General features: G+C 72.5%; 22 protein-coding genes. 11 read left to right on the top strand and 11 right to left on the bottom strand.

Annotated elements, in window-relative coordinates:
- From ACFV5N_RS01430 to ACFV5N_RS01415, 4 genes are all read right to left on the bottom strand, one after another.
- Nucleotides 1–255 (bottom strand): acyl carrier protein (locus ACFV5N_RS01430; RefSeq protein WP_385592482.1); only part of this gene is annotated, 255 nt, incomplete at its 3' end.
- A gap of 71 nt (nucleotides 256–326) precedes the next feature.
- Complete coding sequence (fabF, locus tag ACFV5N_RS01425; RefSeq protein WP_385592480.1) at nucleotides 327–1,583, bottom strand: beta-ketoacyl-ACP synthase II; 1,257 nt, start codon at nucleotides 1,581–1,583, stop codon at nucleotides 327–329.
- Nucleotides 1,580–3,277: a thiamine pyrophosphate-binding protein gene (locus ACFV5N_RS01420; protein WP_385592478.1), complete on the bottom strand. Its 1,698-nt coding sequence runs from the start codon at nucleotides 3,275–3,277 to the stop codon at nucleotides 1,580–1,582. The genes fabF and ACFV5N_RS01420 overlap by 4 nt, the downstream gene beginning before the upstream one ends.
- A complete protein-coding gene (locus ACFV5N_RS01415; RefSeq protein WP_385592476.1) occupies nucleotides 3,274–5,925 on the bottom strand; it encodes an aldehyde dehydrogenase family protein in 2,652 nt (883 codons plus the stop codon). Before ACFV5N_RS01415 ends, ACFV5N_RS01420 begins: the two co-directional genes overlap by 4 nt.
- Before the next feature lie 517 nt (nucleotides 5,926–6,442).
- On the opposite strand from ACFV5N_RS01415, the gene ACFV5N_RS01410 reads away from it, so the two are divergent.
- From ACFV5N_RS01410 to ACFV5N_RS01395, 4 genes are read left to right on the top strand one after another with little or no spacing between them, the layout of a single operon-like run.
- The gene (locus ACFV5N_RS01410; RefSeq protein WP_385592474.1) at nucleotides 6,443–7,621 is read left to right on the top strand and encodes an agmatinase family protein; all 1,179 of its coding nucleotides are present in this window, start codon (nucleotides 6,443–6,445) and stop codon (nucleotides 7,619–7,621) included.
- On the top strand, nucleotides 7,618–8,820 hold the full coding sequence (gene speB / locus ACFV5N_RS01405) for an agmatinase (protein ID WP_385592472.1): 1,203 nt from the start codon (nucleotides 7,618–7,620) through the stop codon (nucleotides 8,818–8,820). The genes ACFV5N_RS01410 and speB overlap by 4 nt, the downstream gene beginning before the upstream one ends.
- A gap of 4 nt (nucleotides 8,821–8,824) precedes the next feature.
- A complete protein-coding gene (locus ACFV5N_RS01400; protein ID WP_385592470.1) occupies nucleotides 8,825–10,786 on the top strand; it encodes a primary-amine oxidase in 1,962 nt (653 codons plus the stop codon).
- Nucleotides 10,783–11,982 carry an MFS transporter gene (locus ACFV5N_RS01395; RefSeq protein WP_385592468.1) on the top strand — a complete coding sequence of 400 codons (1,200 nt, stop codon included), beginning with the start codon at nucleotides 10,783–10,785 and terminating at the stop codon, nucleotides 11,980–11,982. The genes ACFV5N_RS01400 and ACFV5N_RS01395 overlap by 4 nt, the downstream gene beginning before the upstream one ends.
- Nucleotides 11,983–12,000: 18 nt before the next feature.
- Here ACFV5N_RS01395 and ACFV5N_RS01390 read toward each other — a convergent pair whose 3' ends face one another.
- Nucleotides 12,001–13,011, bottom strand: coding sequence for a PQQ-dependent sugar dehydrogenase (locus tag ACFV5N_RS01390; protein WP_385592466.1), 1,011 nt, complete (start codon nucleotides 13,009–13,011; stop codon nucleotides 12,001–12,003).
- 5 nt (nucleotides 13,012–13,016) lie between these two features.
- Nucleotides 13,017–13,325 (bottom strand): hypothetical protein, encoded by a 309-nt coding sequence (locus ACFV5N_RS01385; protein ID WP_019431847.1) that lies wholly within the window; start codon nucleotides 13,323–13,325, stop codon nucleotides 13,017–13,019.
- 159 nt (nucleotides 13,326–13,484) lie between these two features.
- Here ACFV5N_RS01385 and ACFV5N_RS01380 point away from each other — a divergent pair, with 159 nt between their 5' ends.
- Together ACFV5N_RS01380 and ACFV5N_RS01375 are read left to right on the top strand one after the other, a co-directional pair.
- Nucleotides 13,485–14,468, top strand: a complete 984-nt coding sequence (locus ACFV5N_RS01380) for an NlpC/P60 family protein (protein WP_385592464.1) — start codon at nucleotides 13,485–13,487, stop codon at nucleotides 14,466–14,468.
- Nucleotides 14,469–14,639: 171 nt separating this feature from the next.
- Nucleotides 14,640–15,377, top strand: a complete 738-nt coding sequence (locus ACFV5N_RS01375; protein ID WP_385592462.1) for a phosphatase PAP2 family protein — start codon at nucleotides 14,640–14,642, stop codon at nucleotides 15,375–15,377.
- A gap of 46 nt (nucleotides 15,378–15,423) precedes the next feature.
- Here the strand turns inward: ACFV5N_RS01375 and ACFV5N_RS01370 are convergent, their stop codons facing one another.
- Nucleotides 15,424–15,594: a hypothetical protein gene (locus ACFV5N_RS01370; protein ID WP_019431844.1), complete on the bottom strand. Its 171-nt coding sequence runs from the start codon at nucleotides 15,592–15,594 to the stop codon at nucleotides 15,424–15,426.
- Between the two features lie 69 nt (nucleotides 15,595–15,663).
- Here ACFV5N_RS01370 and ACFV5N_RS01365 point away from each other — a divergent pair, with 69 nt between their 5' ends.
- Entirely contained in the window at nucleotides 15,664–16,464 is an 801-nt protein-coding gene (locus tag ACFV5N_RS01365) for a hypothetical protein (RefSeq protein WP_385592460.1), read from the top strand.
- A 22-nt stretch (nucleotides 16,465–16,486) separates the two neighbouring features.
- Here ACFV5N_RS01365 and ACFV5N_RS01360 read toward each other — a convergent pair whose 3' ends face one another.
- Nucleotides 16,487–16,825 (bottom strand): metal-sensitive transcriptional regulator, encoded by a 339-nt coding sequence (locus tag ACFV5N_RS01360; RefSeq protein ID WP_385592458.1) that lies wholly within the window; start codon nucleotides 16,823–16,825, stop codon nucleotides 16,487–16,489.
- 219 nt (nucleotides 16,826–17,044) lie between these two features.
- On the opposite strand from ACFV5N_RS01360, the gene pstS reads away from it, so the two are divergent.
- From pstS to pstB, 4 genes are all read left to right on the top strand, one after another.
- Nucleotides 17,045–18,145, top strand: coding sequence for a phosphate ABC transporter substrate-binding protein PstS (gene pstS, locus ACFV5N_RS01355; RefSeq protein WP_385592456.1), 1,101 nt, complete (start codon nucleotides 17,045–17,047; stop codon nucleotides 18,143–18,145).
- A 72-nt stretch (nucleotides 18,146–18,217) separates the two neighbouring features.
- Entirely contained in the window at nucleotides 18,218–19,171 is a 954-nt protein-coding gene (pstC, locus tag ACFV5N_RS01350) for a phosphate ABC transporter permease subunit PstC (protein WP_385592454.1), read from the top strand.
- Between the two features lie 88 nt (nucleotides 19,172–19,259).
- Nucleotides 19,260–20,342 (top strand): phosphate ABC transporter permease PstA, encoded by a 1,083-nt coding sequence (gene pstA / locus ACFV5N_RS01345; RefSeq protein ID WP_385592452.1) that lies wholly within the window; start codon nucleotides 19,260–19,262, stop codon nucleotides 20,340–20,342.
- Between the two features lie 28 nt (nucleotides 20,343–20,370).
- On the top strand, nucleotides 20,371–21,147 hold the full coding sequence (pstB, locus tag ACFV5N_RS01340; RefSeq protein WP_375062749.1) for a phosphate ABC transporter ATP-binding protein PstB: 777 nt from the start codon (nucleotides 20,371–20,373) through the stop codon (nucleotides 21,145–21,147).
- A gap of 76 nt (nucleotides 21,148–21,223) precedes the next feature.
- Here pstB and ACFV5N_RS01335 read toward each other — a convergent pair whose 3' ends face one another.
- The 3 genes from ACFV5N_RS01335 to ACFV5N_RS01325 all read right to left on the bottom strand — a co-directional run bounded on the left by ACFV5N_RS01335 (nucleotide 21,224) and on the right by ACFV5N_RS01325 (nucleotide 26,377).
- Nucleotides 21,224–24,535, bottom strand: coding sequence for a S8 family serine peptidase (locus tag ACFV5N_RS01335; RefSeq protein ID WP_385592450.1), 3,312 nt, complete (start codon nucleotides 24,533–24,535; stop codon nucleotides 21,224–21,226).
- 217 nt (nucleotides 24,536–24,752) lie between these two features.
- Nucleotides 24,753–25,751 carry an anion permease gene (locus ACFV5N_RS01330; RefSeq protein ID WP_385592448.1) on the bottom strand — a complete coding sequence of 333 codons (999 nt, stop codon included), beginning with the start codon at nucleotides 25,749–25,751 and terminating at the stop codon, nucleotides 24,753–24,755.
- Nucleotides 25,752–25,756: 5 nt separating this feature from the next.
- A complete protein-coding gene (locus ACFV5N_RS01325) occupies nucleotides 25,757–26,377 on the bottom strand; it encodes a DUF47 domain-containing protein (protein ID WP_385592446.1) in 621 nt (206 codons plus the stop codon).
- Nucleotides 26,378–26,481 lie beyond the last annotated feature (104 nt).

Here is a 26,481-nt window from a genome sequence, read left to right as displayed (position 1 = left end):
GGGTACCCGCGGAGGTCGGCTCTGGTGGGCCGCGATGTAGCGGACCGCGTCGTCGACCGTGCCGGTCATCTCGTCGTCCGGGATCTTGACCCCGAACCGGTCCTCGGCCTGGACCACGATCTCCAGCAACGACAGCGAGTCGATGTCCAGGTCGTCCACGAAGGACTTCTCCAAGGTCACGTCAGCCGCCACCACATCGGCGATCTCCGCGACGATGTCGCGGAGGTCGGCCAGGATTTCCTCGTTCGTCGCCATCTGCTGTGTCCTTTCCTGAAGGTGCCTGATGCGCGTCGTGGGTCACGGAAGGGCCGGGGCGTGCGCCCGGGTCACCGCGCGTCCGGATCCGTCCGGACGACGAGGGCCGCGTTGTGCCCGCCGAAGCCGAAGGAGTTGCTGAGGGCCACCCGCAGGCCGTCGTGGGCCTGCGCCCGGTGCGGCACGAAGTTGATCTCCGGGTCGATCGGCCGGTGGCAGTTCACCGTGGGGGGCACGGTGCCGGTGCGCAGCGCCTGGATCGCGGCGACCAGTTCCACCGCCCCGGCCGCCCCGATCATGTGCCCGGTCATCGACTTGGTGGAGCTGACCGGGATCCGGGTGATCCGCTCGCCGAGGACCTCGCGCAGGACCGCCGTCTCGACGGCGTCGTTCAGGACGGTCCCGGTGCCGTGGGCGTTGACGTAGTCCACCTCGTCCGGCGCCACCCCGGCGTCGCGCAGCGCGGCCTCGACCGCCAGCCGCGCGCCCCGGCCCCGCGGATGCGGCGCGGTCCAGTGGTGGGCGTCGGAACTCGCGCCGTAGCCGGCGAGTTCGGCGAGCACCGCCGCGCCCCGGGCCGCGGCGGTCTCGGCCGCCTCCAGCACGACCACGGCGGCGCCCTCGCTCATCACGAACCCGTCGCGGTCGGCGTCGAAGGGGCGGCAGGCCGCGGCCGGGTCGTCGTTGCGGGTGGAGAGGGCGCGGGCGTTGCCGCTGCCCGCGAGGTCGATCCTGGTGACACAGGCGTCGGCTCCCCCGGCCACGACCGTGTCGGCGTCCCCCGCGCGGATCATCCGCAGGGCGGCGCCCACCGCGTCGGAACCGCTCGCGCACGCCGTGCTCTGGGCCCGGCTCGGGCCCTGCGCGCCCAGCCGCATGCTGATCTCCCCGGCGGCGCCGTCGATGGCGGTGGTGATCGGGGTGAACGGGCTGATCGCCGCCGTGCCCCGGTCGCGCAGTGTGTTCACCGAGCGGGCGAAGGAGGCGACCGGGCCGTAGCCGCTGCCGATGACGACGGCGACCCGCGGGGCGGTGTCCTCGTCGACGACGAGCTTGGCGTGCTCGCTCGCCTCCAGCGCCGCCGCCAGGGCGTACTGGGCGTAGGGGTCGGTGCGCCGCCGGACCGGAGAGGGCATGTGACGGGCCGCGTCGAAGCCGCGGACCTGGCCGCCGATGCGCGCCGGGAGCCCGGTCAGGTCCATGCCCTCCAGCGTGTCGATGCCGCTGCGGCCGGCCAGCATCGCCTCCCAGGTGGCGGCAGCGGTGTGGCCGAGCGGGGTCACGGCGCCGTATCCGGTGACGACGACCTTGCGGGGAGTGGTGCTCACTGCGGGATCACCTCCGCGTCGCGGATGGGCGGGGGAATGTCGCCGGGATCGACCGGCACCATGAGGACGGCCGTGCCGCCCCGTGCGCAGACCTCCCGCGCGGTGCGCAGTTCGTCGGTCAGCGTGTCCTTGTCGCGCAGCACCCGGTGGTGGATGCCCGCCTCGTCGAACGCGGGCGGCGGCGTGCCGGGCCGGGCGAAGGCGTAGCGGTCCGCGTCCAGGCCGAGCCGGGCGCGCTGGGCGTCCAGCCACCCGTAACCGCCGTTGCACAGCACGACGTAGAGCACCCCGCCGTGGGAGCCCGCCGTCGCCGCGATGTCGCCGCGCGCCGCGACGAAGGCGCCGTCGCCGATGAACGCGGTCACCTCGTGGTCGGGGGCGGCGCGCTTGACCCCGATCGCCGCGGCCGCGCCGAAGCCCAGCGGGGTCTGTTCGGAGGGCACGACCGAGCCGCCGCCGGTGTGGAAGGGGTAGCAGTAGGACCACATGTCCTGGAGGCCGTTCTCGGCCACCAGCACCCGGGGCCCGCTCGCGGTGGCGTCCAGCGCGGCCAGCAGTTCGGCGATGCGGATCCCCGGCAGCCCGGCGGCCCGCGCGCGTTCGTCGTCGGCCTCGGCGGCCATGGCCTTGCGGGCGACGGCGATCTCCCGCGCCCACGGCTCGGTGTGGCCCCTGAGCCCTTCCGCGTGCGCGTCGCTCAGCGCCCGCGACCAGGCGAGTACGGCGCGGCGTGCGTCGCCGAGCACGCGCGGTCCCGGGAACTCGGCCGACAGACCGGCCGGGTCGATGTTGACCTGGAGGACCGGCACCGGTGGCCACGGCGTGCCGCCCTCGGTGACGGTCTCCTCCAGCCGGCCGGCCAGGGAGATCACCAGGTCGCAGGTGGCGAAGAGCTGACGGGCGGGCGCCGAGGCGTAGAGGCCGGCCACGCCGCAGAACAGCGGGTGGCGTTCGTCGACGGCGCCCCGGCCGGAGGCGGTGGTGAACAGGGCCGCGTCCAGGCGTCCGGCGAACCGCTCGACCGCCCCGTCCGCGTTGCGGTGGCGCATCCCGCCCCCGACCAGCACCACCGGGCGCCGGCTCGCGAGGAGCGTGGCCGTGGTCGGGCCGCCGGGGAGCGGGGAGGAGGCGTCCTCCAGCGGTTCGGGCAGGCTCGGCCACGGGCCGGTCCGTACGATCCGCGCGGTGCGGACGTCGTCGGCGACCTCCAGGTAGACCGGCCCCGGCGGGGGCCCCGTGGTCAGGGCGAGTGCCTTGGCGGCGGCGGGGACGACCCGGTCGGGGTGGGCCACCCGGTGGGCCCACCGGACCAGCGGGGCCACCGCCGCGACCTGGTCGAGTTCCTGGAACCCGCCGCTGCCCCGGCCGCGTTCCGGGGTGCCGGCGGCGAGCAGCAGCACCGGCGCCCCGGACTCCCGCGCCTCCAGCAGCCCGGTCGCGGCGTGCGTGACGGCCGGGCCCTTGCCCAGCGCGCACACCGCGGGCCGGCCGGACTGGAGGGCGTAACCGGTCGCCATGTACACCGCGTTGCGCTGGTCGCGGCACGGCACGACGTCCACGCCCGCGGCGTCGAGGGCGCGCAGCAGCTCCATGTCGTCGCCCGGCAGCCCGAAGCAGGTGTCCACGCCGGACCGCACCAGCAGGTCGACGACCGCGGGCCAGGCGCCGTCGTACCGCGCCCCGTCGCCGGTCACGGCCGGCCCGCCGCGACCGGGCCGGCGGAGGGCAGGTACTCGGCCGCCGTCTTGGACATGAGCAGCGGTTCGGAGCGCCGCCGGCCGCCGACGGAGAGGTAGTTCGCCATCATGCCGAGCCCTCCGAACGGCCTGTTGCCGTTCTCGGCGTCCAGCAGGGTCTGGTCGACGCAGACCCGGTGCCGCCTGGACAGCACCTCCACCGCCTGCGGGGCGGTCCCGTACACCATGGCGCCCAGCGCGCGTTCGCCGAAGTAGGGGCTGGACAGCCGCTCGCACAGCCGGGCCTCGTCGGGATAGGTGACGACGTTGAACACCGGCGCGAACATCTCCTCCAGGGGCATCCGGTCCTCGAAGTCCCAGGTGAGGACGGTCGGCTCGACGCGCCGGGTGCGCAGGTCGATCCGGCCGCCCTGCCGGATGCGGTCCGCGTGCCGCAGCAGGTACTCCGAGCACTGGGCGAGGGCGGCGTCGTAGTACATCGGCCCGTAGTCGCTGCCGGGGTCGGTGTTGGGGCCGTAGCGCAGGGCGGAGAGCCGGGCCGAGAGCAGATCGGTGAACGCGCGCGAGCGCTGCTCGGGGACGAAGACGACGTCGGGGCCGTAGCAGTCCTGCCCGGAGTTGTAGAGCCGGATGGTCACCAGGTCGCGGACGGCGTGGTCGAGGTCGGCGTCGGGCGCGACGACGAACGGGTTGAGGCCCTGGCCGAAGAACAGGAACAACTGGTCGGCGGTCAGTTCCTCGCGCACCGTCTCGGCGTTGGCGTAACTGCCGGTGAACACGATGAGGTCGGCCTCACGGACCGGCCCGGAGACGAACGTGCGCTGGGACAGGTCGGACAGCTCGATCGGCAGGCCGTGCACCGGGGCGAGCAGGGCGTGCAGCCGCCGCGCCTGGCTCCCGATCTGCGAGGACGGCCGGAAGCTGACGGTGTCGGTGTAGAGCGAGGCCACCAGGAGGTAGAGCGCGTACGCGTACAGCGGGATGTTCGACGGCATGAACACCGCCGCGCGGGGCACCCGGCCGGGCCGGAAGTGGCGGATCTCCTCCTCGGCCCCGTCGAGGGTGGCCAGGAACGCCTCCAGTTCCGAGACGGCGGTGCGGTGGGGCGAGACCTCGGTGAGGATCTCCAGCACGGCGTCCCGGTGGTCGTGCACCCAGCGGCGGACCGCGCGCAGCGCCTCCAGGCGCTCCGGGAAGGGGATGGTCTCCGGCGCGGTGCGGGACGCGGGGGTCTCGTCACCGGCCGGGCCGGCGGAGGTGGGCGGTAAGGTCATGGCAAGGGACTCCAGTGCGGCGGGGTCGGGCTTTCCGGTGCTGTTCAGGGGGAACTCGCGGACCACGAGGACGTCGTCGGGCCGCTCGTAGCGGGCGAGCACCGCGCGGAACGCCCGCTTCCAGTGCGCGCGGTCGCGGCCGCGCGGGTCGGCCACCACGAAGACCAGGCGGACGCCGCGGCGCTCGTCCGCCAGCGCGACGACCTGGGTCGGGGCTCCGGCCGCCTCGGCCAGCTCGGCGAGGTGGTCGGGGTAGAGGGTGTGGCCGTCGCGGTGCACGGCGCGTTTGCGGCCGATCGGGGCCACCCGGCCCGCGGCGTCGATCAGGCCGATGTCACCGGTGCGGTGCACGGGGCCGGGCACCGGGACGATCCCGCCGTCCTCGCCGAGGTGACCGGTCATCAGCCCCGGGCTGCGCACGACGAGTTCGCCGAGCTGCCCGGGCGGCAGCGGCCGGCCGGCCTCGTCGTGGACCTCGACGACCACGCCGGGCAGCGGGGTGCCGCACCGGACGGGATCGGACGGCGGGGCCAGCGCGATGTTGCCGACCTCGGTCGCCCCGTAGCCGTCGAGCAGCGGCCGGCCGGTGACCGCCGCGAAGCGCTCGGCCAGCGACCGGCCGAGCGGGGCGCCCCCGACGCACCAGGCGCGGACCCCGCTCAGCGTGTCCCGGAGCGCGGGCCGGCTGTCGAACAGGCTGAGCAGGCTGTGATAGGTCGGCGGGGTGGCGTCGACGATCGAGAGGCCGTGCGCCGCGCCGGCCTCCAGCGCCCGGTCCAGCCGGGCCGCCGGCCCGTAGACCACCAGCGTGCCGCCGCGCAGCCACCAGCACAGCACCAGCGACAGGCCGTACTGGTGGGAGTAGGGCAGGACCGGCAGCAGCACGTCGTCGGTGCGGTAGCCCATCCGCTCGGCGCTGAGGGCGAGGTTGTCCAGGATCGATCGCCCGGAGCGCACGATGCCCTTCGGGGCGCCGGTGGTGCCCGAGGACCACGAGATGACCGCGTCCCGCCGGCGCGACCAGGCGGTGAGATCCGGTATCCCGCCGGGCGGGCCGCCCGGCTCCGGGACGGCACCGGGCGGTGCCGAGGCGCCGTCGATCTCCAGCACGACCCGGGCGCGGTCCCGGACCGAGGCGCGGTGCGCCGCCGTGGCGCGGTGGTCGCACAGCACCACCGAGGCGTCCAGGTGGGCGAGGGCCAGCAGGGCCACGACCCATTCCGGCGTATTGGGCCCCGACAGCATCACCCGCGAGCCCGGCCCGATTCCCCGGCGGGCCAGAGAATCGGCCTCGGAACGCACGCGCGTGATGATCTGATCGGTTTCCCACGTGGTTCCGTCAGGCACCAGTAATCGCCTGAAAAGAAACATCCGGCCCCTCCAGGGTGCCTGCGTAGGGACATCGCCGAGCCGGCGCGGAATTCACCGTGATCTGTGGCGCTTTTCAGAGGTCGCCGCGGTGCGGAACACGCGGACGCCGGCTCACAACGGGGAGCGAACACCAGGTGGTGCCGCACATCCGTCCCGGTGGACGGGGAGGTGCGACGGCGCTGTGGGTGTCGCTGCCTCTACCGAGAACACGGCGCGGACCGCCGCGATGGTTCATTCGGAGAGAAATCTAGTTCCGCGAAAGAATGCGGCCGCTCGGGGTGCGGAGCCGGCGCGGTGGGCCGGTGAACCGTACGCGGCCGCCGCTGCGTGTTCAGTATGTGACTCCTTCTCAGTCGACCTTCCCGCACCCATACCGGCGAGTATTCACAGCGATTCGGCCGGCGCCGCACGACGCCGCCCGGGGCAGCACGGCGGGCGCGTACACCGCGCGGCCCCCGCACGCCGTGTTACGCCCCGGCGGTGCCGCCCCCGGGGCCCGGCCGGGTCCGGCCCCGGCATGACGGAGCACGGAGCGCCCGCATGGGGCGCCTCGATGCGGGCCGCCCGGCCGCACCTCGGCACGGGAACCGAGGATCACGGCGCGGTCGACCACTACAACCAGGACCGCCCGGCCGGGCCCATCTACGTGCAACGGGCCTACGAGTACGGCCGGTCGGGCGTGCAGAGCTACATGGGGCTCCCGCTCTGCCTGACCCCCGATGACCTCGTGGCCGGCCGGATCGACATCGCCGCCTGCGGGGTGCCCTGGGACGCCACCGGCACCGGACGCAGCGGCGCCCGGCGCGGCCCCGTCGCCCTGCGCACCAGCGGCATGAACTCCACGCTCGAATTCGCCCTGCCCGACCTGCACACCCGGGTCGACCCCTTCAAGGTGCTGCGCTGCGCGGACTACGGCGACGCCCCGACCGCCTCGGGCAACACCGTGGAAACCTTCGTGGACATCCGCAAGTTCGTCACCACCATCGTCGAGGCCGGCGCCCGCCCGCTGGTGCTGGGCGGCGACCACGGCATCACCTGGCCCTGTCTGACCGCCGTCGCCGACCACCTCGGCCACGGCACGGTCGGCGTCATCCACCTGGGCGCCCACACCGCGATGGAGCCGGTGGAGGGCTGGGAGATGGGCACCGCCCGCAGCGCGCTGCGCCGCGCCGTCGACGCGGGGGTGATCCGCGGCGAGCACGTGATCCAGCTCGGCGCCCGCGGCTTCGACACCAGCGCCGGACTGCGGCCCTGGCTGGACGCGGCCGGGGTACGCCTCCACCCGGCGAGCGAGGTCGACGAGCACGGCATCGACACCGTCACCGACCGGGTGATCGCCGAGGCCACCGCTCCCGGAGCGCCCGCCGCCCACTATCTGTCGATCTCCATCGACGTGGCCGACCCGATGTACGCCCCCGCCACCGGCAGGCCGGAACCGGGCGGACTGCGCAGCACCGCCCTGCTGCGCGCCGTCCGCCGGATCGGCGCCGAGGTCGATCTCGCCGGGGTCGAACTCGTCGAACTCAGCCCCCAGTACGACAACTCGGGCCAGATCACCACGCTGCTGGCCCACCGCACCCTGCACCACGCGCTGACCGGGATGGCCATGCGACGGCTGGGGCTGACCCAGCGCGACTGGCTCCACCCCGACGCCCTCGACCATGGCCTCGCCGACCGTCCCGGAGACCGCTCATGACCGGCACCCACGCCAGCCCCGACCACGCCGACCAGCACGCGCACGACCACGACCACGGGCACCACCACGCGCGGTGGCCCGAGGGGTTCTGGTCGCAGCCACCGCGGCTGGGCGAGGGCCTCGAAGGACACCAGGCCGTCGACGACTACAACACGGACCGCAAGCCCGGGCCCATCCACGTCAACCGGCGCTACGAGGGCGGCTACTCGGGCATCCAGACCTTCGCCAAGCTGCCCGTCTGCCTGACCCCCGAGGATCTGGCGGCCGGCGAGATCGACGTCGCGGTGTGCGGCGTGCCGTGGGACTCCACCACCAGCGGCCGCAGCGGCACCAACCACGGCCCGATGGTGATCCGTTCGGCGGACCACCAGGCCGGTCACGGCCGCCCGCAGCTGAGCCTGGACACCGGCGTGGACGCGTTCGAGGTGCTCAACTGCTGCGACTACGGCGACGCGCCGATCAGCGTCGGGAACACCCCCGTCACCTTCGAGGGCATCCGCAAGTTCGTCGGCACCATCGTCGACGCCGGCGCGATCCCCCTCATCCTCGGCGGCGACCACGCGATCACCTGGCCCTGTGCGACGGCGGTCGCCGACCACTGGGGGTACGGCAAGGTCGGCATCGTCCACTTCGACGCGCACGCCGACACCGGCGCCGACGCCCCGCAGAGCCTGGCCAGCCACGCCACCCCGATGCGCAAGCTCATCGAGTCGGGGGCGGTGCCCGGCTCGAACTTCGTCCAGGTCGGTCTGCGGGGCTACTGGCCCGACCCGGAGACGCTCGACTGGATGAAGGAGCAGCGCATGCGCACGCACTTCATGGCCGAGATCGAGCGCTTCGGCTTCGACCACGTCCTGCAGCGCGCCGTCGAGGAGGCCCTCGACCAGGCCGACCACCTCTATCTGTCGCTGGACATCGACGTCGCGGACCCCGCCTACGCCCCGGGCACCGGCACCCCGGAACCCGGCGGGCTGACCAGCAACGAGATCCTGCGGGCGGTCCGCCGGCTCTCCGCCGAGGTCGGCATCGTCGGCATGGACATCGTCGAGGTCTCGCCGCCCTTCGACGACAAGAGCGAGATCACCTGCCTGCTGGCCAACCGCGCCGCCCGCGAAGCGCTGACCGGGACCGCGATGCGCCGCCTGGGCATGACCGGCGCCGGGCACCCGGCACCCGCCGCCCCGACCACGGAAAGGTGACCGCGTGCGTCCCCAGCACCCTCTCGACCCGCTGACCGCCGAGGAGATCACCCGGGCCGGCGAGATCGTCCGCGCCCACCCCGTGTTCGGCGACCGGACGCACTTCTCGTCCATCACGCTGGCCGAGCCGGGCAAACCGGCGCTCGCAGCGTACGCGCGCGGCGCCGCCGTCCCCGACCGGCAGGCCCACATCGTGCTCTACGACCGTGAGCAGCGGATGGTCCGCGAGGCGCGGGTGTCGCTGACCGGCGGCAGCGTGCTCTCCACGGTGGACCGGCCCGGGCAGCGTCCCCGGATGCAGGACGCCGACTTCGAGGAGGTCGTCGCCGCCATCAAGAAGGACCCCGCGTGGCGGGCCGCGATGCGCCGCCGCGGCCTGACCGACCCCTCCGTGATCGAGGTCCACCCCTGGCCGCCGGGCTACCGCGACGAGCGCGACGACCCCGCACACCGCCGGGTGACCAAGGCGCTGACGTTCGTCCGCCCCGACCGGGAGGACAACCCGTTCGCCCGCCCGGTGGAAGGGGTGGTCGTCACCGCCGACCTCGACACCGCGGAGGTCCTGCGGGTCGAGGACGTCGCCCGGGTGCCGGTCGGCGAGGACGGCGGGCGCCACGGCCCGCGCCTGGCCACCCGCGCAGGCGTACGCCGGCTGGACATCACCCAGCCCGACGGCCCCAGCTTCACCCTGGAGGGCCATCTGCTGCGGTGGCAGAACTGGTCGATGCGGGTCGGCTTCAACGACCGCGAGGGACTGGTGCTCCACCGGATCGGCTACGAGGACGGGGGCCGCCTGCGGTCGGTCATCCACCGCGCCTCGCTCTCGGAGATGTGGGTCCCCTACGGCGACCCCGCGCCCCTGCACCGCAACAAGGCGGTGTTCGACGAGGGCGAGGCGGGGCTGGGCAAACTCGCCAACTCGCTGGTGCTGGGGTGCGACTGCCTCGGCGAGATCCGCTATCTCGACGGCGTGTGCGCCGACTGGGACGGCACACCCTCCGTCATCGAGAACGCGATCTGCATCCACGAGGAGGACACCGGCATCGCCTGGAAGCACACCGGGCCCAGCGAGGACTCCGGGGAGCCCACCACCGACGTCCGCCGCGGCCGGCGCCTGGTCGTCTCCTCGTTCTCCACCCTGGAGAACTACGACTACGGGTTCTTCTGGTACTTCCACACCGACGGCAGCGTGGAGTTCGAGGTCAAGCTCACCGGCATCATCTCCACCGGCGGCGTGCCCGCCGGCGAGGTCCCCGCCTCGGGCGTCGTCGTCGCGCCCGGCGTCTACGGGCCGCACCACCAGCACGCGTTCAACGTCCGGCTCGACATGGCCGTGGACGGGGAGCGCAACTCCGTCGTCGAGTGCGACTCCCGGCCCGCCCCGCTCGGCCCGGACAACCCGCTCGGCAACGCCTGGACCGTGCACACCACGTACCTGGAGCGCGAACAGGAGGCCCAGCGCGTCGCCGACGCCTCGGTCGCGCGCACCTGGACGATCCAGAACGAGAGCGTACGCAACGCCCATGGCGAACCGGTGGGCTACCAACTGGTCCCGCAGAACGGCGTGCTGCCCCTGCTCCACCCCGACAGCCCCGTGCTCGGCCGGGCCCGGTTCGCGACCAGGCACCTGTGGGTGACGCCCTACCGGGAGGGGGAACTCTTCGCCGCCGGGGACTACCCCTACCAGAGCCCGCCGGGCGAGGGGCTGCCCCGCTACACCGCGGGCGACAAGAACGTCCGCGACACCGACATCGTCGTCTGGCACACCTTCATCGCCCACCATGTCGTCCGCCCCGAGGACTGGCCCGTCATGCCGGTGACCACCGCCTCGGTGCACCTGCGGCCGGTCGGCTTCTTCGACCGGAACCCGTCGCTCGACCTGCCGCTGCCCCGCGACACCACGAGCAGCGGCTGCCACCCCGCCCCGGGCGCCGCCACCGGCGCCGACGCGGCCTGCCACCCGTGAACCGGTCCGTGACCTGGCGGCTGCTGATCCTGTCGGTGGGCGCGTTCGTGCTCGCCATCGACGGGTTCGTCCTGCCGGGGCTGCTGCCCGAGGTCGCCGCGGATCTCTCGGTGAGCGTGGCGGCCGCGGGACAGCTGATGACCGCGTTCGGCGTGACCTACGCCGTGAGTTCGCCGGTCATCGCGACGCTCACCGGGCAACTGGACCGCCGGGTCGTCATCGGCACGGGCATGGTGGTGTTCCTGCTCGGCATGGTGCTGCAGGCCGCCGGGCCGAGCTACGGCGTCGTCCTGACCGGGCAGGTCGTCGCCGCGCTCGGCGCGGCCGCCTTCCAGGCCAACGCCTTCGCCGTCGCCGGTGTCCTCGCCCCGCCCGGCCGCAGATCCCGGGCCTTCGCCCTGGTCGCGGCGGGCGCGGGCCTGGCCGCCGTCCTCGGCATGCCCATCGGGCTGCTGATCGGCCAGTTGTGGGGATGGCGCGGCACGCTGTGGACCATCGCCGCGATGGCCGCGATCGCGGCGGTGCTGGCCGGCCTGTTCGTGCCCTCGGTACGACTCCCGGCCACCACGCTGCGCGAACGGCTCGCGGTGCTGGTGAATCCGGCCGTCCTGGCGCTGCTCGTGGTCAGCGCGCTGCTGATCACCCCGCAGTACCTGCTCGGCTCGTACATCTCGGCGGTGGTGGGCATCAGCGCGCCGGGCGACAGCTCGGCCGTCGTGCTCGCCCTGCTGCTGTACGGCGCCGGGGTGTTCGCCGGCACCCGCCTCATCGGCCGGTTCGCCGACCGCTTCGCGGCGGTCGCGGTGATCGTCACCGGTCTCGGCGTCGTCGCGCTGAACGCCGTGCTCCTCGCCGCCGTCCAGCACTGGCTCCTGCCCACCCTGGCCGTCCTGTTCATCCTGGGCATGACGGCCCTGTCGCTGGTCGTCCCGCAGCAGAACCGGGTGTTCGTGGCGGGCGGCGACGTCGCGGTGATCGCCCTGAGCCTGTCCGGGGCGATGAACCACGCCGGTGCCGCGCTGGGCGCCGGCCTCGGCGGCGTCGTCCTCGCCGGGGCCGGCCCGCTCTGGCTCGCCCCCACCGCGGCGGTGCTCGCCCTCGGCGTCATCGCGGTCGTCCTGATCACCGCCCCCGAGTCCGCCGCCCGGCGGGCCCGCGCCCCGCGGGCCCGCGCCGAGGAGGCCGGGACGAGCTGAACCGGCCGGCGCCCGGCGTCAGGTGACGGTCAGCCGCAGCAGGCTCGTCTCCGTCAGCAGCCACAGGTCCTCGCCGTCCGGGGTGGGCAGCACCGCCGTCAGGGGGCCGAGGTCGTCGGTCAGGAACGGCTCGGGCGAGGCGTTCGGCAGCGGGTAGCGCCACAGGGTGCCGGATTCCGTGGTCATCCACAGGGAGCCGGCGATCTGGGTCAGGTCGGTGGGGTTCTCCGTGGCCGGGACCGTGGTGTCGGCCGGGGGGAGCGGGTTCTCGGGGGTGATGGGCAGCACGTCGGTGGTGGCGCCGTTGCCCGGGTCGATCGTCCACAGCTGGCCCATCGGGTCCCAGGCCAGGCCGCGCAGGTCGGTGTGGCCGGTGGAGATGGCGGCGGTGGCCGCGGGGCGGGCGGGGTCGATGCGCAGGATCTCGCCGGCCGGTCCCGTGCTGGTGTACAGCAGGCCGTCCGGGCCGAAGGCCATCAGCCCCGCGCCGCGCGGCAGATCGCGGGCGGCGGCGGATCCGGTGGGGCGCAGGGTGCCCGCGTCGTAGGTGTAGCGGGAGATCCGGTTGCTCTGCGCGCCCTCGTAGGCGATGTACACCGCCTCGTCGGACGCGGCGATGTCCACGATCGTCGGCTCGCCGGTGGTGCTCTCCACCTCCCCGGCCACGGTGAGGTCCCCGGTCGCCGGGTCGAGGTGGTGGACGGTGCCGCCGGTGGCGGGGGTCAGCAGCAGGGTGCCGTCGGGCAGCGCGGCGGCGCGGCGCAGACCGGCCGGGAGGTCCTCGGCGACCGTCTCGGCGATGGCCACCGTGCCGTGCTCGGGAGCGATGACGACCGGGTCGGCCGGGGTGTCCCCGGGCTCCTGCGCGGGCGGCGGGGCGGACGGCGTGCCGTCCGGGCCGGTGGGCTCCTCCCCGGGCGCCGCCCCGGGGGCCGCGCCGAGCTGCGCGGCCCGGTCGGCCGCCGGGCCGCCCGCACAGGCCGTGGTGAGGGCGGCCAGCGCCGCCGCCGCCGCCAGCGCGCGCCGCATCGTGCCTAGACCGCCATGCCGTAGATGATGGTGAACAGCGTGCCGAGTGAACCGATGATGAACACCCCGGTCAGCCCGGCCACGATCAGGCCCTTGCCCTGTTCCGCGCTGAAGGAGTCCCGCATCGCGGTGGAGCCGATCCGCTGCTTGGCCGCTCCCCAGATGGCGATGCCGAGGCAGATGAGGATGGCGAGGGCCATGATGACCTGGATCATCGTCCGGGCCTCGTCCCCCACCGTGGCGAACGGCCCCCAGTCCGGGGCGATACCGCCGATGAGTTCAGTGATGTCCTCTGAGTCGGCCGCAAGGAACATCCGGGTTCACCGCCCAACTGGCTTGAGTACGTGCTGTGCTGTTCGATACGCGTTCCGCTTGCGATTGTGCCACGCCGCACTGTCCGAAGTACGGTCCGCGGCTGTTGTGTTCGGGGGAACGCCGGGCAGACTTGGGGTGATCGAGGGGAGCGGTGGGAGATGCGCAAGGTGGCGCTGGTCGCCGGGCTGGGACTGGGGGGCCTGGCGTTGTTCGTGGCGCTGCTGGTGGTGGGCGTGTACACCGCCGCCGCCGGGATCATCGGGGGTGCCGGCAAGAACGGCGGGAAGCTCGCGAAGAACGCCGTGCCCGCCGCGTACGAGGATCTGGTGCAGGAGTGGGGGAACCTCTGCCCCGAGCTGTCGCCCGCCCTGCTCGCCGCCCAGCTGAACCAGGAGAGCGGCTGGAACCCGGGGGCGCAGAGCCACGCCGCCGCGCAGGGCATAGCGCAGTTCATCCCGAGCACCTGGGCGGTGCACGGGCTGGACGCCAACGGGGACGGGGTCGCCGATGTGTGGGATCCGGAGGACGCCATCCCGTCGGCGGCCAGTTACAACTGCTCGCTGGCCTCCTATGTGCGCGATGTGCCCGGCGACCCGGTGGACAACATGCTCGCCGCCTACAACGCGGGCCCGTACGCGGTGATCCAGTACGGCGGCGTCCCGCCGTACACCGAGACGCAGAACTATGTGCGCATCATCCGGGGCGCCGAGGAGAGCTTCGCCGCGCCGCCGGAGGACGGGCAGCGGCTGGATCCGTCGGAGCTGGCGGCGGGCGCCGTGCACTTCGCGCAGGACCAGCTCGGCACCCCGTATCTGTGGGGCGGCAACGGCACGCCCGAGCACGAGGGGCGGTTCGACTGCTCGGGGCTGAGCCGGGCCGCGTACGAGTCGGTCGGCATCGAGCTGCCCCGGGTCGCCAACGATCAGTGGGCGACCGGGCCGCATCCGGAGCGTGACGAGCTGCTGCCGGGCGATCTGGTGTTCTTCGCCAATGACCTGACCGATTCCCGCAGCATCCACCATGTGGGGATCTATGTGGGCGGGGGGTACATGATCAACGCCCCGTACACTGGCGCCGTGATCCGCTTCGACCCCATCGATTCGGCCGATTATTTCGGCGCGACGCGCCCCACCGCGGGGTAGTAGTCTGGTCGTCGCGCTGCGTCACATCACGGGCGTCTCTCTTCGATAACGCTGTGATGGTCTTTCGGGGACATCGGAACTCCGGGCGCGGCGGATGACGTTTCCTGGACGGGTACGCGGGTGCTCCTCCCCCCACCCCACGACGACATCATGAAGGGGCCGTAACGGCACATGGCTGGACTCGACAACCCCGACATCGATGTCGATCTTCTCTACAAGATCAACGGCTATGCCGAAAGCCTGCCCGGCTGGGTGTCCGACGCCGTGACGTTCCTGGTGGAGTACGGCTTCGCGATCGGCCTGGTGCTGGCGGTGCTGGGCACCTGGTTCCTGGTGCGTTCCCGTCCCGGCTCCGCGCAGGCGGTGGCCGGGGTGTCCTGGGCGCTGGGCGCGGCCGGTGTCTCGTACCTGATCAACCAGCCGATCAGCAGTTTCGTGGCCCGCCCCAGACCGTTCATCGACCATCCGGATCTGCATGTGCTGGTGCAGGGCAAGGAGGGGTGGTCGTTCGTCAGCGATCACTCGGCCGGGGCCATGGCGATCGCCGTGGGGCTGCTGCTGGTGCACCGCAAGATCGGGATCGCCGCGATCGCGCTGGCGATCGTGCAGGGCGTGGGCCGGGTCTTCACCGGGGTGCACTACCCCACGGACGTGCTGGGCGGTTTCGCGCTGGCCACGGCGGTGGCGCTGCTGCTGTCCCCGCTGGCGCTGTACGCGCTGACCCCGCTGGTGCGGGTGCTGGCCGGTACCCGGGTGTTCGGCTGGGTCGCGGCCGGGGAGGACGTCCGGCCGGAGGCGGAGCGGGAGCCGGGTGACCACGTCGACGGCGGTGAGCCGGGCGGCGAGGACGGCGGCGGCCGGCACCGGGCGCGGGCCCGGCGCGGAGTCGGTGCCCAGTCCCCCTCCTGATCGTTTCCCTGTCTCTTCTTCCGCACGGCCCTCTCCGCCGCTGGTCTCAGGCGGGGCGGGCCGTTGCCGTGTGGGCGGCGGCCTCGTCCCGGGCCAGGGGCCGGGAGCGGCGGGCCGGCCCGTACCAGCCGCAGCTGCACCGGGGGGCGATGAAGGGTCCGCGTTCCTGGAGGGTGACGTCGTGCCTCGGGGGGACGTCCGCGCTGGCTTCCTGCACCTCTCCACGGTAACCACCGGGTGTCCGCCCGGCCCGTGACGGGTGGGCGGGGCCCTCGTTAGGCAGGCCATGGTGGGCAGAATCGCCTCGCTGGCCGCCCTGCTGCTCGCGGTGAGCGGGTGCACGGGAACCGGTGCGGCGGCGGAGGAAGACGCCGGGGCGCGGCAGGCGCGGGAGACGGTGCGGCAGCTGCCGGAGGCGCTGGCGGGCGCGGGCAGCTCGCTGGTGGCGACGGCGATGGAGATGACCTCGGGCGGTACCCGGGTGACGGTCAGGGGCGAGGGCGGCTACGACTTCGCGGCGCGCTCGGGTGAACTGAGGGTGACGCTGCCGCTGGAGATGCCGGCCGGGCGGGTGCCGCCGGTGACGGAGGTGTTCACCCCGGGCGCCCTGTACATGAAGAACCGGGGCGCCGGGGTGCCGGCCGACAAGTGGGTGCGGCTGGATGTCACCACGCTGACGGACGGCAATCTGGTGGCGAACGGGGCCACCGAGCCGCTGCTGGCGGCCGAGCTGCTGCGCGGCGTGGTGAGTGTGCGGGAGCTGCCGGGGACGGAGCTGCGCGGGGAGCGGGTGCGGCACTTCCGCGGGGTGACGGATCTGGTGGTGGCGGCGCGGGAGGCGTCGGGCCCGGCCGGGGAGCAGCTGGCGGCGGCGCTGGCCGGGCCGGCGGACCCGGCGGTGCCGTTCGACGCCTATCTGGGGGAGGACGGGCTGCCGCGCAAGATCCGGCTCCAGTTCAGCCTGGGCAGCGAGACGGGTCCCGAGGGGATCGACGTGGCCTCCACGGTGGAGTTCTCCGGCTTCGGCACACCGGTGCCGGTGACCCTGCCGGGGCCGGAGGACATCTACACGGGGGCGGTCGGCTGATCCGGCGGCGGCCGTCCGGGGCTCAGGTGCGCAGCAGGCGGGCGATGGCGGCGGTGGCCTCCTCGACCTTGGCGTCGATCTCGGGGCCGCCCTCCTGGGCGGCGTGGGCGACGCAGTGCCGCAGGTGTTCCTCCAGCAGCTGGAGCGCGAAGGACTGGAGCGCCTTGGTGGAGGCGGAGACCTGGGTGAGTATGTCGATGCAGTAGACGTCCTCGTCCACCATGCGCTGGAGGCCGCGGATCTGGCCCTCGATGCGGCGCAGCCGTTTGAGGTGGGCGTCCTTGTCCTTGCTGTAGCCGTGCGGGCCGTGGGGGGCCGCCGCGGCCGGAACGGCGGGTGTCGTCTCCTCGGTGGCGGTCATGATCGTCCTTCCCTGCGGCCGTATACCCCCGATGGGTATAGCGTAACGAATGTGCCGTCTGCCTGGCAGTATCGTGCACCGCCCGGGTGACATGTGGCGGCGTCCGGTCCACCGGGCTGCCCTGTGGGGTTCATTTTCTGTTCACTTATGACCTTCAGTCGCTTCATCTGCTCTGCTTACTTTCGGTCTCGGACGTCTCCCGGAAGGAAATGAACGACAGTGAAGCTCGGCGCGGCAGCGGCCCTGGTCACCAGCGCCCTGCTCCTCACTGCCGCCTGCGGTAGCGACGACAATTCGGGGCTGCCCGGTGCGGTGGACTTCTCCGCGGACCACATCGAGTGCGCGCCCTCCGGCTCGCTGCTCGCCTCCGGGTCCAGCGCGCAGGCCAACGCCATGGAGGTCTGGGTGAACACCTACCAGGCCAATTGTGACGACAGCCAGATCAACTACAAGGCGACCGGCTCGGGCGCCGGCATCCAGGAGTTCCTCCAGGGCAGGACCGCCTTCGCCGGCTCCGACTCCCTGCTGGGCGACCAGGAGCTGGCGGACTCCCGCGCGGTGTGCCGGGACGGCGGCCAGGCCATCCACCTGCCGATGGCCGCGGGCCCCATCGCCATCGGCTACCACCTGCCCGGCGTGGACGACCTCGTCCTGGACGCCCCGACGCTGGCCCTGATCTTCGACTCCGGCATCACCCGCTGGAACGATCCGGCCATCGCGGCGCTCAACCCCGGCACCGACCTGCCCGACCTCCCCATCACCCCGTTCCACCGCTCGGACGGCTCGGGCACCACCGACAACCTCACCCAGTACCTGCACGGCTCGGCCCCCGAGCAGTGGCCGTACGAGCCGGGCAAGAACTGGACCGGCAAGGGCGGCCAGGCCGCCGACGGCTCCTCCGGGCTGGTCGGCATGGTGCAGCAGAACCCCGGGGCCATCTCGTACTTCGAACTGTCCTACGCCCACCAGAACGGCATCAGCACCGTCGCCATCGACACCGGCGCCCCCGAGCCGGTCGGGGTCTCCGTGGAGAACGCCTCCAGCGCCATCGCGGCCGGCGAGGTCGTCGGCACCGGGGACGACCTGGCCCTCGAACTCGACTACGCCACCCGCGAGCCCGGCGCCTACCCGATCGTGCTCGTCACCTACGAGATCATCTGCGACAAGGGCAACAACCCGGGCACGCTGGATCTCACCAAGGCCTTCCTCGGCTACGCCGCGGGCGAGGAGGGGCAGGGCGCGCTCGCCGAGATCGACTACGCGCCGATCCCGGACGGGATCATCGACCAGGTGCGCGACCGTGTGGCCGGGATGTCCTGACATGACGCACCCACCCGCCCCGAACGCTGCCGACGCCGTCCGTACCTGCGAGCCGATATGAGCGGAACACCCATGGGAACGCCCGCCACCGCCCCCCGGAAGAACACGGTGCGCCTCGGTGACCGGATCTTCAGCGGCCTCTCCAAGGGCTCCGGCATCGCCCTCCTGGTGATCATGGCGGCCATCGCCGTCTTCCTCACCATCCGCGCCGCGATCGCCATCGCCCACAACGAGGGAAACTTCCTCACCACCTTCCAGTGGGACGCCAACGCCTCACCGCCGGTCTTCGGCATCGCGGTACTGCTGTTCGGCACCGTGGTCTCCTCGGTGATCGCCATGACGCTCGCCGTCCCGGTGGCCATAGGGATCGCGCTGTTCATCTCGCACTACGCGCCGCGCCGCCTGGCCGGGATCATCGGCTACGTGGTGGACCTGCTGGCCGCCGTGCCGAGCATCATCTACGGCCTGTGGGGCGCGCTCTTCCTGGTGCCGCACATGACCGGCCTCTTCGACTGGCTCGACCGGTTCTTCGGCTGGACCGGGATCTTCGCCTACGACGGCACCCCGGCCCGTTCCCTGATGACCGTCGGCATCCTGCTGGCCATCATGATCCTGCCGATCATCACCAGCGTCACCCGGGAGGTCTTCAAGCAGACCCCCAAGGCCCACGAGGAGGCCGCCCTGGCCCTGGGCGCCACCCGCTGGGAGGTCATCCGCATGACGGTGCTGCCCTTCGGCCGCTCCGGGATCATCAGCGCCTCGATGCTGGGCCTGGGCCGCGCGCTCGGCGAGACGATGGCCGTGGCCACCGTCCTGTCGCCCAGCTTCCTCATCAACGCCAGCCTGCTGGAGTCCGGCGGCGGCACCTTCGCCCAGAACATCGCCAGCCAGTTCAAGGAGGCCGGCTCCATGGGCCGCGACGCGCTCATCGCCTCCGGCCTGGTGCTGTTCGTCCTCACCCTGCTGGTCAACGGCGCCGCGCGGCTCATCATCGCGCGCCGCAAGGAGTACTCGGGGTCCCTGTGAGCCAGACACACCGGGCGGCCGTGCCGCAGACGACGACGAGGCCCGCGGGTTGCCACGCGGGCCGGGCAACGAACGCGAGGGGCAACGCATGAGCCAGACCACCGTGACCGAAGAACCGCCGCGGCCCCGGCCCTCGGTGCGGCCCACCACCCTGCGCCGCCCCCGGCTGCCGGGCTGGTCGCGCGGCGCGCTGCTGCTCGGCTCCGCCGCCATCGGCACCGCCACCGGCCTGGTCGCCGGCCTGGAGAGCCGCATGCAGTGGGGCCTGATCGCCGCCCTCGTCTTCGTCGTGGGCGGGTTCGCCCTCACCTCGGCCGTCGAGGGCCGCCGGCAGGCCGTCGACCGGCTGGCCGCCTCCCTGGTGTGGACCAGCTTCCTGGTCGCCGTCATCCCGCTGGCCTCCCTGCTGTGGGAGACCATCGCGCGCGGCATCCCCGGCGTCAGCTGGTACTTCCTGACCCACTCCATGAACGGCGTGCTCAGCTGGCAGGACGGCGGCGGCATCTACCACGCGCTGCTCGGCACCGTCCAGCAGGTGCTGCTCGCCTCCGTCATCGCCATCCCGCTCGGCCTGCTCACGGCCGTCTACCTGGTCGAGTACGGCTCGGGGCGGCTCGCCCGCGCCATCACCTTCTTCGTGGACGTGATGACCGGCATCCCCTCCATCGTGGCGGGCCTGTTCATCCTCTCCATGTGGATCATGATGATGGGCTTCGGCTACTCCGGCTTCGCCGGCGCCCTCGCCCTGTCCATCCTGATGATGCCGATCGTCGTCCGCTCGACGGAGGAGATGCTCAAGCTCGTCCCCAACGAACTGCGCGAGGCGTCCCTGGCCCTCGGCATCCCCAAGTGGCGCACCATCCTCAAGGTGGTCCTGCCCACCGCGATCGGCGGCATCACCACCGGCATCATGCTCGCCCTGGCCCGGATCGCCGGCGAGACCGCGCCGATCATCCTGCTGGTCTTCGGCAACAACATGATCAACGGCAACCCCTTCGAGGGCGCCCAGTCCTCGCTGCCGCTGTTCGTGTACGAACAGTGGGCGTTCGGCACCGAGTCCGCCTACGACCGGGCCTGGGCCGCCGCCCTGGTGCTGATCGCCTTCGTCATGATCCTCAATCTGGCCGCCCGGGCCGTCGCCCGCTGGAAGGCCCCGAAGTCCGGCCGCTGACGGCCACCATGCAAGGAGGCACACCCCCATGGCCAAGCGCATCGACGTCACCGGCCTGACCGCGTACTACGGCACCCACAAGGCGATCGACGACATCTCCATGCACGTCGAGCCGATGTCGGTGACCGCGTTCATCGGCCCCTCCGGCTGCGGCAAGTCCACCTTCCTGCGCACCCTCAACCGGATGCACGAGGTCACCCCCGGCGGCCGGGTCGAGGGCAAGGTGCTGCTCGACGACGAGGACCTGTACGGGCCGGGCGTCGACCCGGTGTCGGTGCGCCGCACCGTCGGCATGGTCTTCCAGCGGCCCAACCCGTTCCCCACCATGTCCATCTACGACAACGTCGCGGCCGGGCTGCGGCTGAACGGCTCGTACCGCAAGTCCGAGCTGGACGACATCGTGGAGAAGAACCTGCGCGGCGCCAACCTGTGGAACGAGGTCAAGGACCGGCTGCACAAGCCCGGCTCCGGCCTCTCCGGCGGCCAGCAGCAGCGGCTGTGCATCGCCCGCGCCACGGCCGTCGAACCCGAGGTGCTGCTGATGGACGAGCCCTGCTCGGCACTCGACCCGATCTCCACCCTGGCCATCGAGGACCTGATCGGGCAGCTGAAGTCGACCTTCACCATCGTGATCGTCACCCACAACATGCAGCAGGCGGCCCGGGTCTCGGACCGCACCGCGTTCTTCAACCTGGCGGCGGTCGGCCAGCCCGGCAAGCTGATCGAGATCGGCGACACCGACCGGATCTTCTCCAACCCCACCGTGCGCGCCACCGAGGACTACATCTCCGGCCGCTTCGGCTGAGCCGGACCGCCCCGGCGGCCCGCCCGGCTGAGCGGCCCGCCCCCAGCCGGGCGGGCCGCTCAGGTCCTGCCGCGGCTCAGGCGGTGCGGTAGGCGTCGACGACGGTGACGACGGAGACGTTGCCCGCCCCGTCCGTCAGCGTCGCACGCAGCGACACCGAGCCGCCGGCCGCCGGGTTGTCCACTGCGGCCGCGCCGTCCTCGACGGGCGCGGCGGACCAGCTCGCGCCACTGTCGAAGGACACCTCGACGGTGAGCGAGTCCACCCCATTGTCCAGCGCCGCGCCCTGGATCACCAGCGGAACGGCGAAGCCGTCCACCCCGGCCGGGGCGGTGGAATCCAGCGCCAGGGCGGGGGAGAAGCGCACCCCGGAGGCCGGCAGGAGCACGGTCTCCTCCGAGCCGCCCGCCGAGGTGAAGGTGAACGAGGCGGTGACCTCGGTGCTCACCGGGAAGACGGCCGTGTCACGGCCGACGGTGGCCACCAGCTCGTACGCGGCCTCGTCGGCCGGCAGTTCGAAGGACGCGTACTCCAGCAGGTCCTCGAAGACGGCGAACTCCTCGCCGTTCCGGTACAGGACGGTGCGGGCGTTGTCCTCGTCGTACGGCGAGTCGGCGGCGTGACCGGCGCCGTCCGCGAAGGGCATGAGCGCGCCGTACAGGGTGTCGCCCTCGCGGACCAGGCCGCCGTTCACGCCGTCGAGGACCGGACCGAACACCCCGACGTTGAAGGTGCGCTCCACGCTCTCGCCGGGCTCGTACCCGCGCGGCTCACTCGAGAAGTAGCTGTCCGACGTGGTGGCCCACAGGTCCTGGCTCCAGTCGCTGTCCGTCGTCTCGACGAACACCCGGGTGGTGCGGGGCAGTTCCTTGTCCGTACCGGAGGCGAAGCCCAGTACGGCGGCCCGGGTGAACAGCACACCGGTGTCACCGGGGACGGGAGAGCCCTGGTGGGTGACGATCTCCGCCAGGTCCTCGGGCTTGATCCGCCGCTCCAGGCCGGTGAAGAAGCCCTCGTCGTGGAGGTACGCGCCCTGGTACTGGATGTCGTCCCGCTCCCAGGTGGTGCCGGCGAACCCGGAGAGCAGGGTGCCCTCGGCGGGGTCGCCCAGCTGCGCGGTGCCGAAGCCCTCCGGCAGACCGGCGGCGGACCAGGCGCTGTCGAGACCGAAGCCGTCGCCCTCCAGCGTGAAACCGGCCAGGAGTTCGGACTGCTGCGCGGCGTCGTCCGGGGAGGCGTACACCACCTCGGCGGCGTCACGGGCGTCGGCGGTGACCGTGACGTCCTCGGTCACCGTCAGACCGGGGACCACCAGCCAGTCGACGCTGTTGGTGTTCTCCTGTCCGGCGTCCAGGCCGAGCACCGAGACGGCGAGCGCGTACTCACCCTCCGGGACCCGGGTGGTGCCGTACACGTCCAGCCACTCGCCGGTGGTCAGGTCGTACAGGTCGCCGAAGTAGAACTCGGCGACCTCGCCGTCGCGGCCGGTGACGTCCAGGGTGATGTCGAACTTCTCCGCCTCGCGCTCGACGGCCCCGGCGGTGCGCACGGTCTGCCCGTCGTCACCGGTGGCGGTCAGGTACACGCTGTGGATGCCGTACTGCTCGCCGCGCGCGGTGTGGGCGGTGACCTCGACGGTGGCGGTGCCGCCCGCGGGCACGGTCAGCTGCTCGGCGGCGAGGGTGTAGAAGTCCTCGGGGGCCGGGGCGCCGTCGGGGCCGAGGGTGTCGAGGGCGAGGTCGAGGGTGACGTCGGTGTCGCCGAGGTTGCGGTAGGTCAGCTCGCGGGTCACCGGGTCGGCGTCCTCGTGCGGGAAGGGCACGACGCCGAAGCTGAGCGAGGTGGTCTCGGCGATGACGGTGGTCTCCAGCGCGGCCGGTACGTCGATGCGTCCGGAGCCCTGCTGAGTGGCGGCGAGCCCCTCGCCGCCGACGGTGGAGCCGGTGAGGGCGGCCTTGATCTGCTCGCCGGTCCAGTCGGGGTGCCGCTGCTTGAGCAGGGCGGCGGCCCCGGAGGCGTGCGGGGTGGCCATGGAGGTGCCGGAGATCGAGACGTAGCCGTCGGCGACCGGGTCGCCGTACTCCCAGATCGCGGCGTCGGGGGCACCGGCGGCGGCGATGTCCACGCCGGGGGCGGTGACATCGGGCTTGAGGGCGCCGTCGCGGGTGCGCGGGCCGACCGAGGAGAAGTCGGCGAGCTGGTCGGACTTGTCGACGGCGCCGATGGTGAGCGCGGCGTCCGCCGTACCGGGGGTGCCGATGCTGCCGGGGAACGGCCCGGAGTTGCCGGCCGCGATGACGAACAGCGCGTCCGAGGTCGCCGACAGCTGGTTGACGGCCTCCTCCATCGGGTCGATCTCCGGGCCGGCCGAGCCGCCCAGGCTCATGGAGACGATGTCGGCGCCCTGCTCGACCGCCCAGGTCATCCCGTCGATGATGTCCGACTCCCAGCCGTAGCCGTCGTCGTCCAGCACCTTGGCGCTGATGATCTCCGCGCCGGGGGCGACCCCGGTGTAGGCCCCGCCGGAGTGCGCGCCCGTTCCGGCGACGGTGGAGGCGACGTGGGTGCCGTGGCCGTCGCGGTCCACGGCGTCGGCCGCGTCGGAGAAGTTCTCGGCGGCGGTGACCTTGCCGTCCGCGAGGTCGGGGTGGGCGTCGCTGACGCCGGTGTCGACGACGGCGACCGTCACGCCCTCGCCGTCGTAGCCCGCTTCCCACGCCTCGGGCGCGCCGATCTGCGGCACCGACTCGGCGAGCGTCGTGTGCGCCACGCCGTCCAGCGCGATCGCGGTGATGCCGGGCGCGGCGGCCAGGGCGAAGGCGTCGTCGCCACCCGCGCTCCGGGTGAGCGCGGCCCAGACCCCGGTGGTCTCCTCGGCGGTGACGGTGAGCGCCTCGCCGTTGATGGCCGTCAGGGGCGTGCTGTCCTCCGCGCCCTCCGGCGCGGCCTCGGCCAGCAGGGCGGCGGCGCTGTCCTGGGAGCGTGCCGCGCCGCCGTAGGTGACGATCAGCGGCAGCCCGCCGGCCCGCTGGTAGCGGTCGGTCGCGAGCTGGGTGACGTTGAACAGCCGCTGGTCCAGGCTGCCGGCCCGGATCAGGGCCCGGGCGTCCTGCGGGATGACGTAGGAGTCGCCGTCGATGGTGAGGTGCTGGACGGGTATGGACGCGCGGCCCTCGGCCCGTATCAGCCCGGTGACCCGGCCGTCCTGGCCGACGACCACCTGGTCGCCGGTGATGAGGGTGACGCGTACCCCCGGGCTCTCGGAGGTGATGGAGTCGATGCCCCCCTGGGGTCCGTCCGGGGCGGCCACGGCCGGTACGGCCGCGCCCGCGGCCATCGCGACCGCGATGGCGCCGGCGGCGAGGGATCGATGGAATGTCTTCCGCAACTGTGCCCCCACATGTCGGTGGTGTACCGATGGCGGGAGGCGTCAGCAGCCCCCCGCGCCGCCCAGATCATGTCCAGGCCGGTCGGGGCACGCGATCGCGATCGACGGAGAAAGTGTGTGGAGGCTGCGGATATTTCTCGTGGTTGCCTGATTACTGGCCGTGTTGGCGGCGATTTTCGGCCGACGCCGGCCGACGCTGGGCGACGCCCGGCCGGGCTCAGCCGGTGAAGAGATGGATCCCCCAGAAGGTGACCGCCGCCACCCCGCCCGCCGCCGGCATCGTGATGAACCACCCCGCCACGATCGACTTGGCCACCCCCCAGCGCACCGCGCTGACCCGCTTGGTGGCACCCGCGCCCATGATCGCCGAGGTGATCACATGGGTGGTGGAGATCGGGGCGTTGAAGATGTAGGAGGCCGAGTACAGCACCGAGGCCGCCGTGGTCTCGGCGGCGAAGCCGCGGGGCGGGTCCAGTTCGATGATCCGGCGCCCCAGCGTCCGCATGATGCGCCAGCCGCCCGCGTACGTCCCCAGGGAGAGCATCCCGGCACAGGCGATCTTGACCCAGACCGGGATCGCGCCGCCCTCCGGCTCCACGTCCGCGATCACCAGCGCCATGAAGACCACGCCCATGGTCTTCTGCGCGTCCTGGAGGCCGTGGCCGAGCGCCATGCCGGCGGCGGAGACCGTCTGCGCTATCCGGAAGCCGCGCTGCGCCCGGTGCGGGTTGGCGCGCCGGAAGGCCCACAGGATGCCGACCATCACCAGATAGCCCAGCACCAGGCCGATGAGCGGCGAGACGAACATGGGGATGACGATCTTGGTGAGCACCCCGTTCCAGTGCACCGTGCTCGCCCCGGCGAGCGCGGCGCCGACCAGGCCGCCGAACAGGGCGTGCGAGGAGGACGAGGGCAGCCCGAAGTACCAGGAGATCATGTTCCAGGTGATCGCCCCGAGCAGCCCGGCGAACAGGATGATCATCCCCTGTTTGCCGGTGGGGGTGTCGATCAGCCCCTCGCTGACGGTCTTGGCCACGCCGCTGCCGAGGAAGGCCCCGGCCAGGTTCATCACCGCGGCCATGGCCAGGGCGACGCGCGGGGTCAGCGCCCGGGTGGAGATGGAGGTGGCGATCGCGTTCGCCGAGTCGTGGAAACCGTTGGTGTAGGTGAAGAAGAGGGCCGCGCCGATGACGACGAGGAGGGCGAACGTGTCCACGTGGGTCAGGACTCCTTGACCACGATGGTCTCCACCGTGTTGGCGACCGCCTCGAAGGCGTCCGCCGCTTCCTCAAGGACGTCCACGACCTGCTTGAGCTTCATGACCTCTATGGCCTCGTAGCTGCCGTTGAAGAGGTGGGCGAGCAGTTTGCGGTGGATCTGGTCGGCCTGGTTCTCCAGCCGGTTGACCTCGATCCAGTACTCGTTGAGGTGCTCCATGGTGCGCAGGTGGGGCATCGCCTCGGCGGTCAGCTCGGCGGCCCGGTTCAGGACCTCGATCTGCTGGGCGATGCCCTTGGGCAGCTCGTCCAGCTCGTAGAGGACGACGAGGTCGACGGCCTCCTCCATGAAGTCCATGATGTCGTCGAGCCGGGAGGCCAGCCGGTAGATGTCCTCACGGTCGAACGGGGTGATGAACGAGGAGTTCAGCTGGTGGAAGATCGCGTGCGTCGCGTCGTCCCCGGCGTGCTCCGCCGCCCGCATCCGGTCGGCGATTTCTCCGCGCGTGGCGGGCTCCGCCCCCAGTAGCTCCATCAGCAGCCTGGAGCCACTGAGGACGTTGTCGGCCGAGATGGCGAACAAGTCGTAAAAGCTCGTCTCCCGGGGCGTCAGGCGAAATCGCACTGGAGTTCCTCTGGGGTTCATCAACGGGTGTACCCGATGATGCTAAGGGCTGATTCCAGCCACGGCTAACCATCCGGCAGCAGTTGTTACCTTTGCGCTGCGGA

Source organism: Streptomyces sp. NPDC059853 (genome assembly GCF_042731495.1).
GTDB lineage: Bacteria > Actinomycetota > Actinomycetes > Streptomycetales > Streptomycetaceae > Streptomyces.
This window is presented reverse-complemented; position numbering and strand designations above follow the sequence as displayed.

Coding starts and splice junctions, on each gene's coding strand:
- ACFV5N_RS01415 (WP_385592476.1), bottom strand. CDS start 5,925: ATGTTTCTTTTCAGGCGATTACTGGTGCCTGACGGAACCACGTGGGAA.
- ACFV5N_RS01410 (WP_385592474.1), top strand. CDS start 6,443: ATGACGGAGCACGGAGCGCCCGCATGGGGCGCCTCGATGCGGGCCGCC.
- speB (WP_385592472.1), top strand. CDS start 7,618: ATGACCGGCACCCACGCCAGCCCCGACCACGCCGACCAGCACGCGCAC.
- ACFV5N_RS01390 (WP_385592466.1), bottom strand. CDS start 13,011: ATGCGGCGCGCGCTGGCGGCGGCGGCGGCGCTGGCCGCCCTCACCACG.
- ACFV5N_RS01385 (WP_019431847.1), bottom strand. CDS start 13,325: ATGTTCCTTGCGGCCGACTCAGAGGACATCACTGAACTCATCGGCGGT.
- ACFV5N_RS01380 (WP_385592464.1), top strand. CDS start 13,485: ATGCGCAAGGTGGCGCTGGTCGCCGGGCTGGGACTGGGGGGCCTGGCG.
- ACFV5N_RS01375 (WP_385592462.1), top strand. CDS start 14,640: ATGGCTGGACTCGACAACCCCGACATCGATGTCGATCTTCTCTACAAG.
- ACFV5N_RS01365 (WP_385592460.1), top strand. CDS start 15,664: ATGGTGGGCAGAATCGCCTCGCTGGCCGCCCTGCTGCTCGCGGTGAGC.
- ACFV5N_RS01360 (WP_385592458.1), bottom strand. CDS start 16,825: ATGACCGCCACCGAGGAGACGACACCCGCCGTTCCGGCCGCGGCGGCC.
- pstC (WP_385592454.1), top strand. CDS start 18,218: ATGGGAACGCCCGCCACCGCCCCCCGGAAGAACACGGTGCGCCTCGGT.
- pstA (WP_385592452.1), top strand. CDS start 19,260: ATGAGCCAGACCACCGTGACCGAAGAACCGCCGCGGCCCCGGCCCTCG.
- pstB (WP_375062749.1), top strand. CDS start 20,371: ATGGCCAAGCGCATCGACGTCACCGGCCTGACCGCGTACTACGGCACC.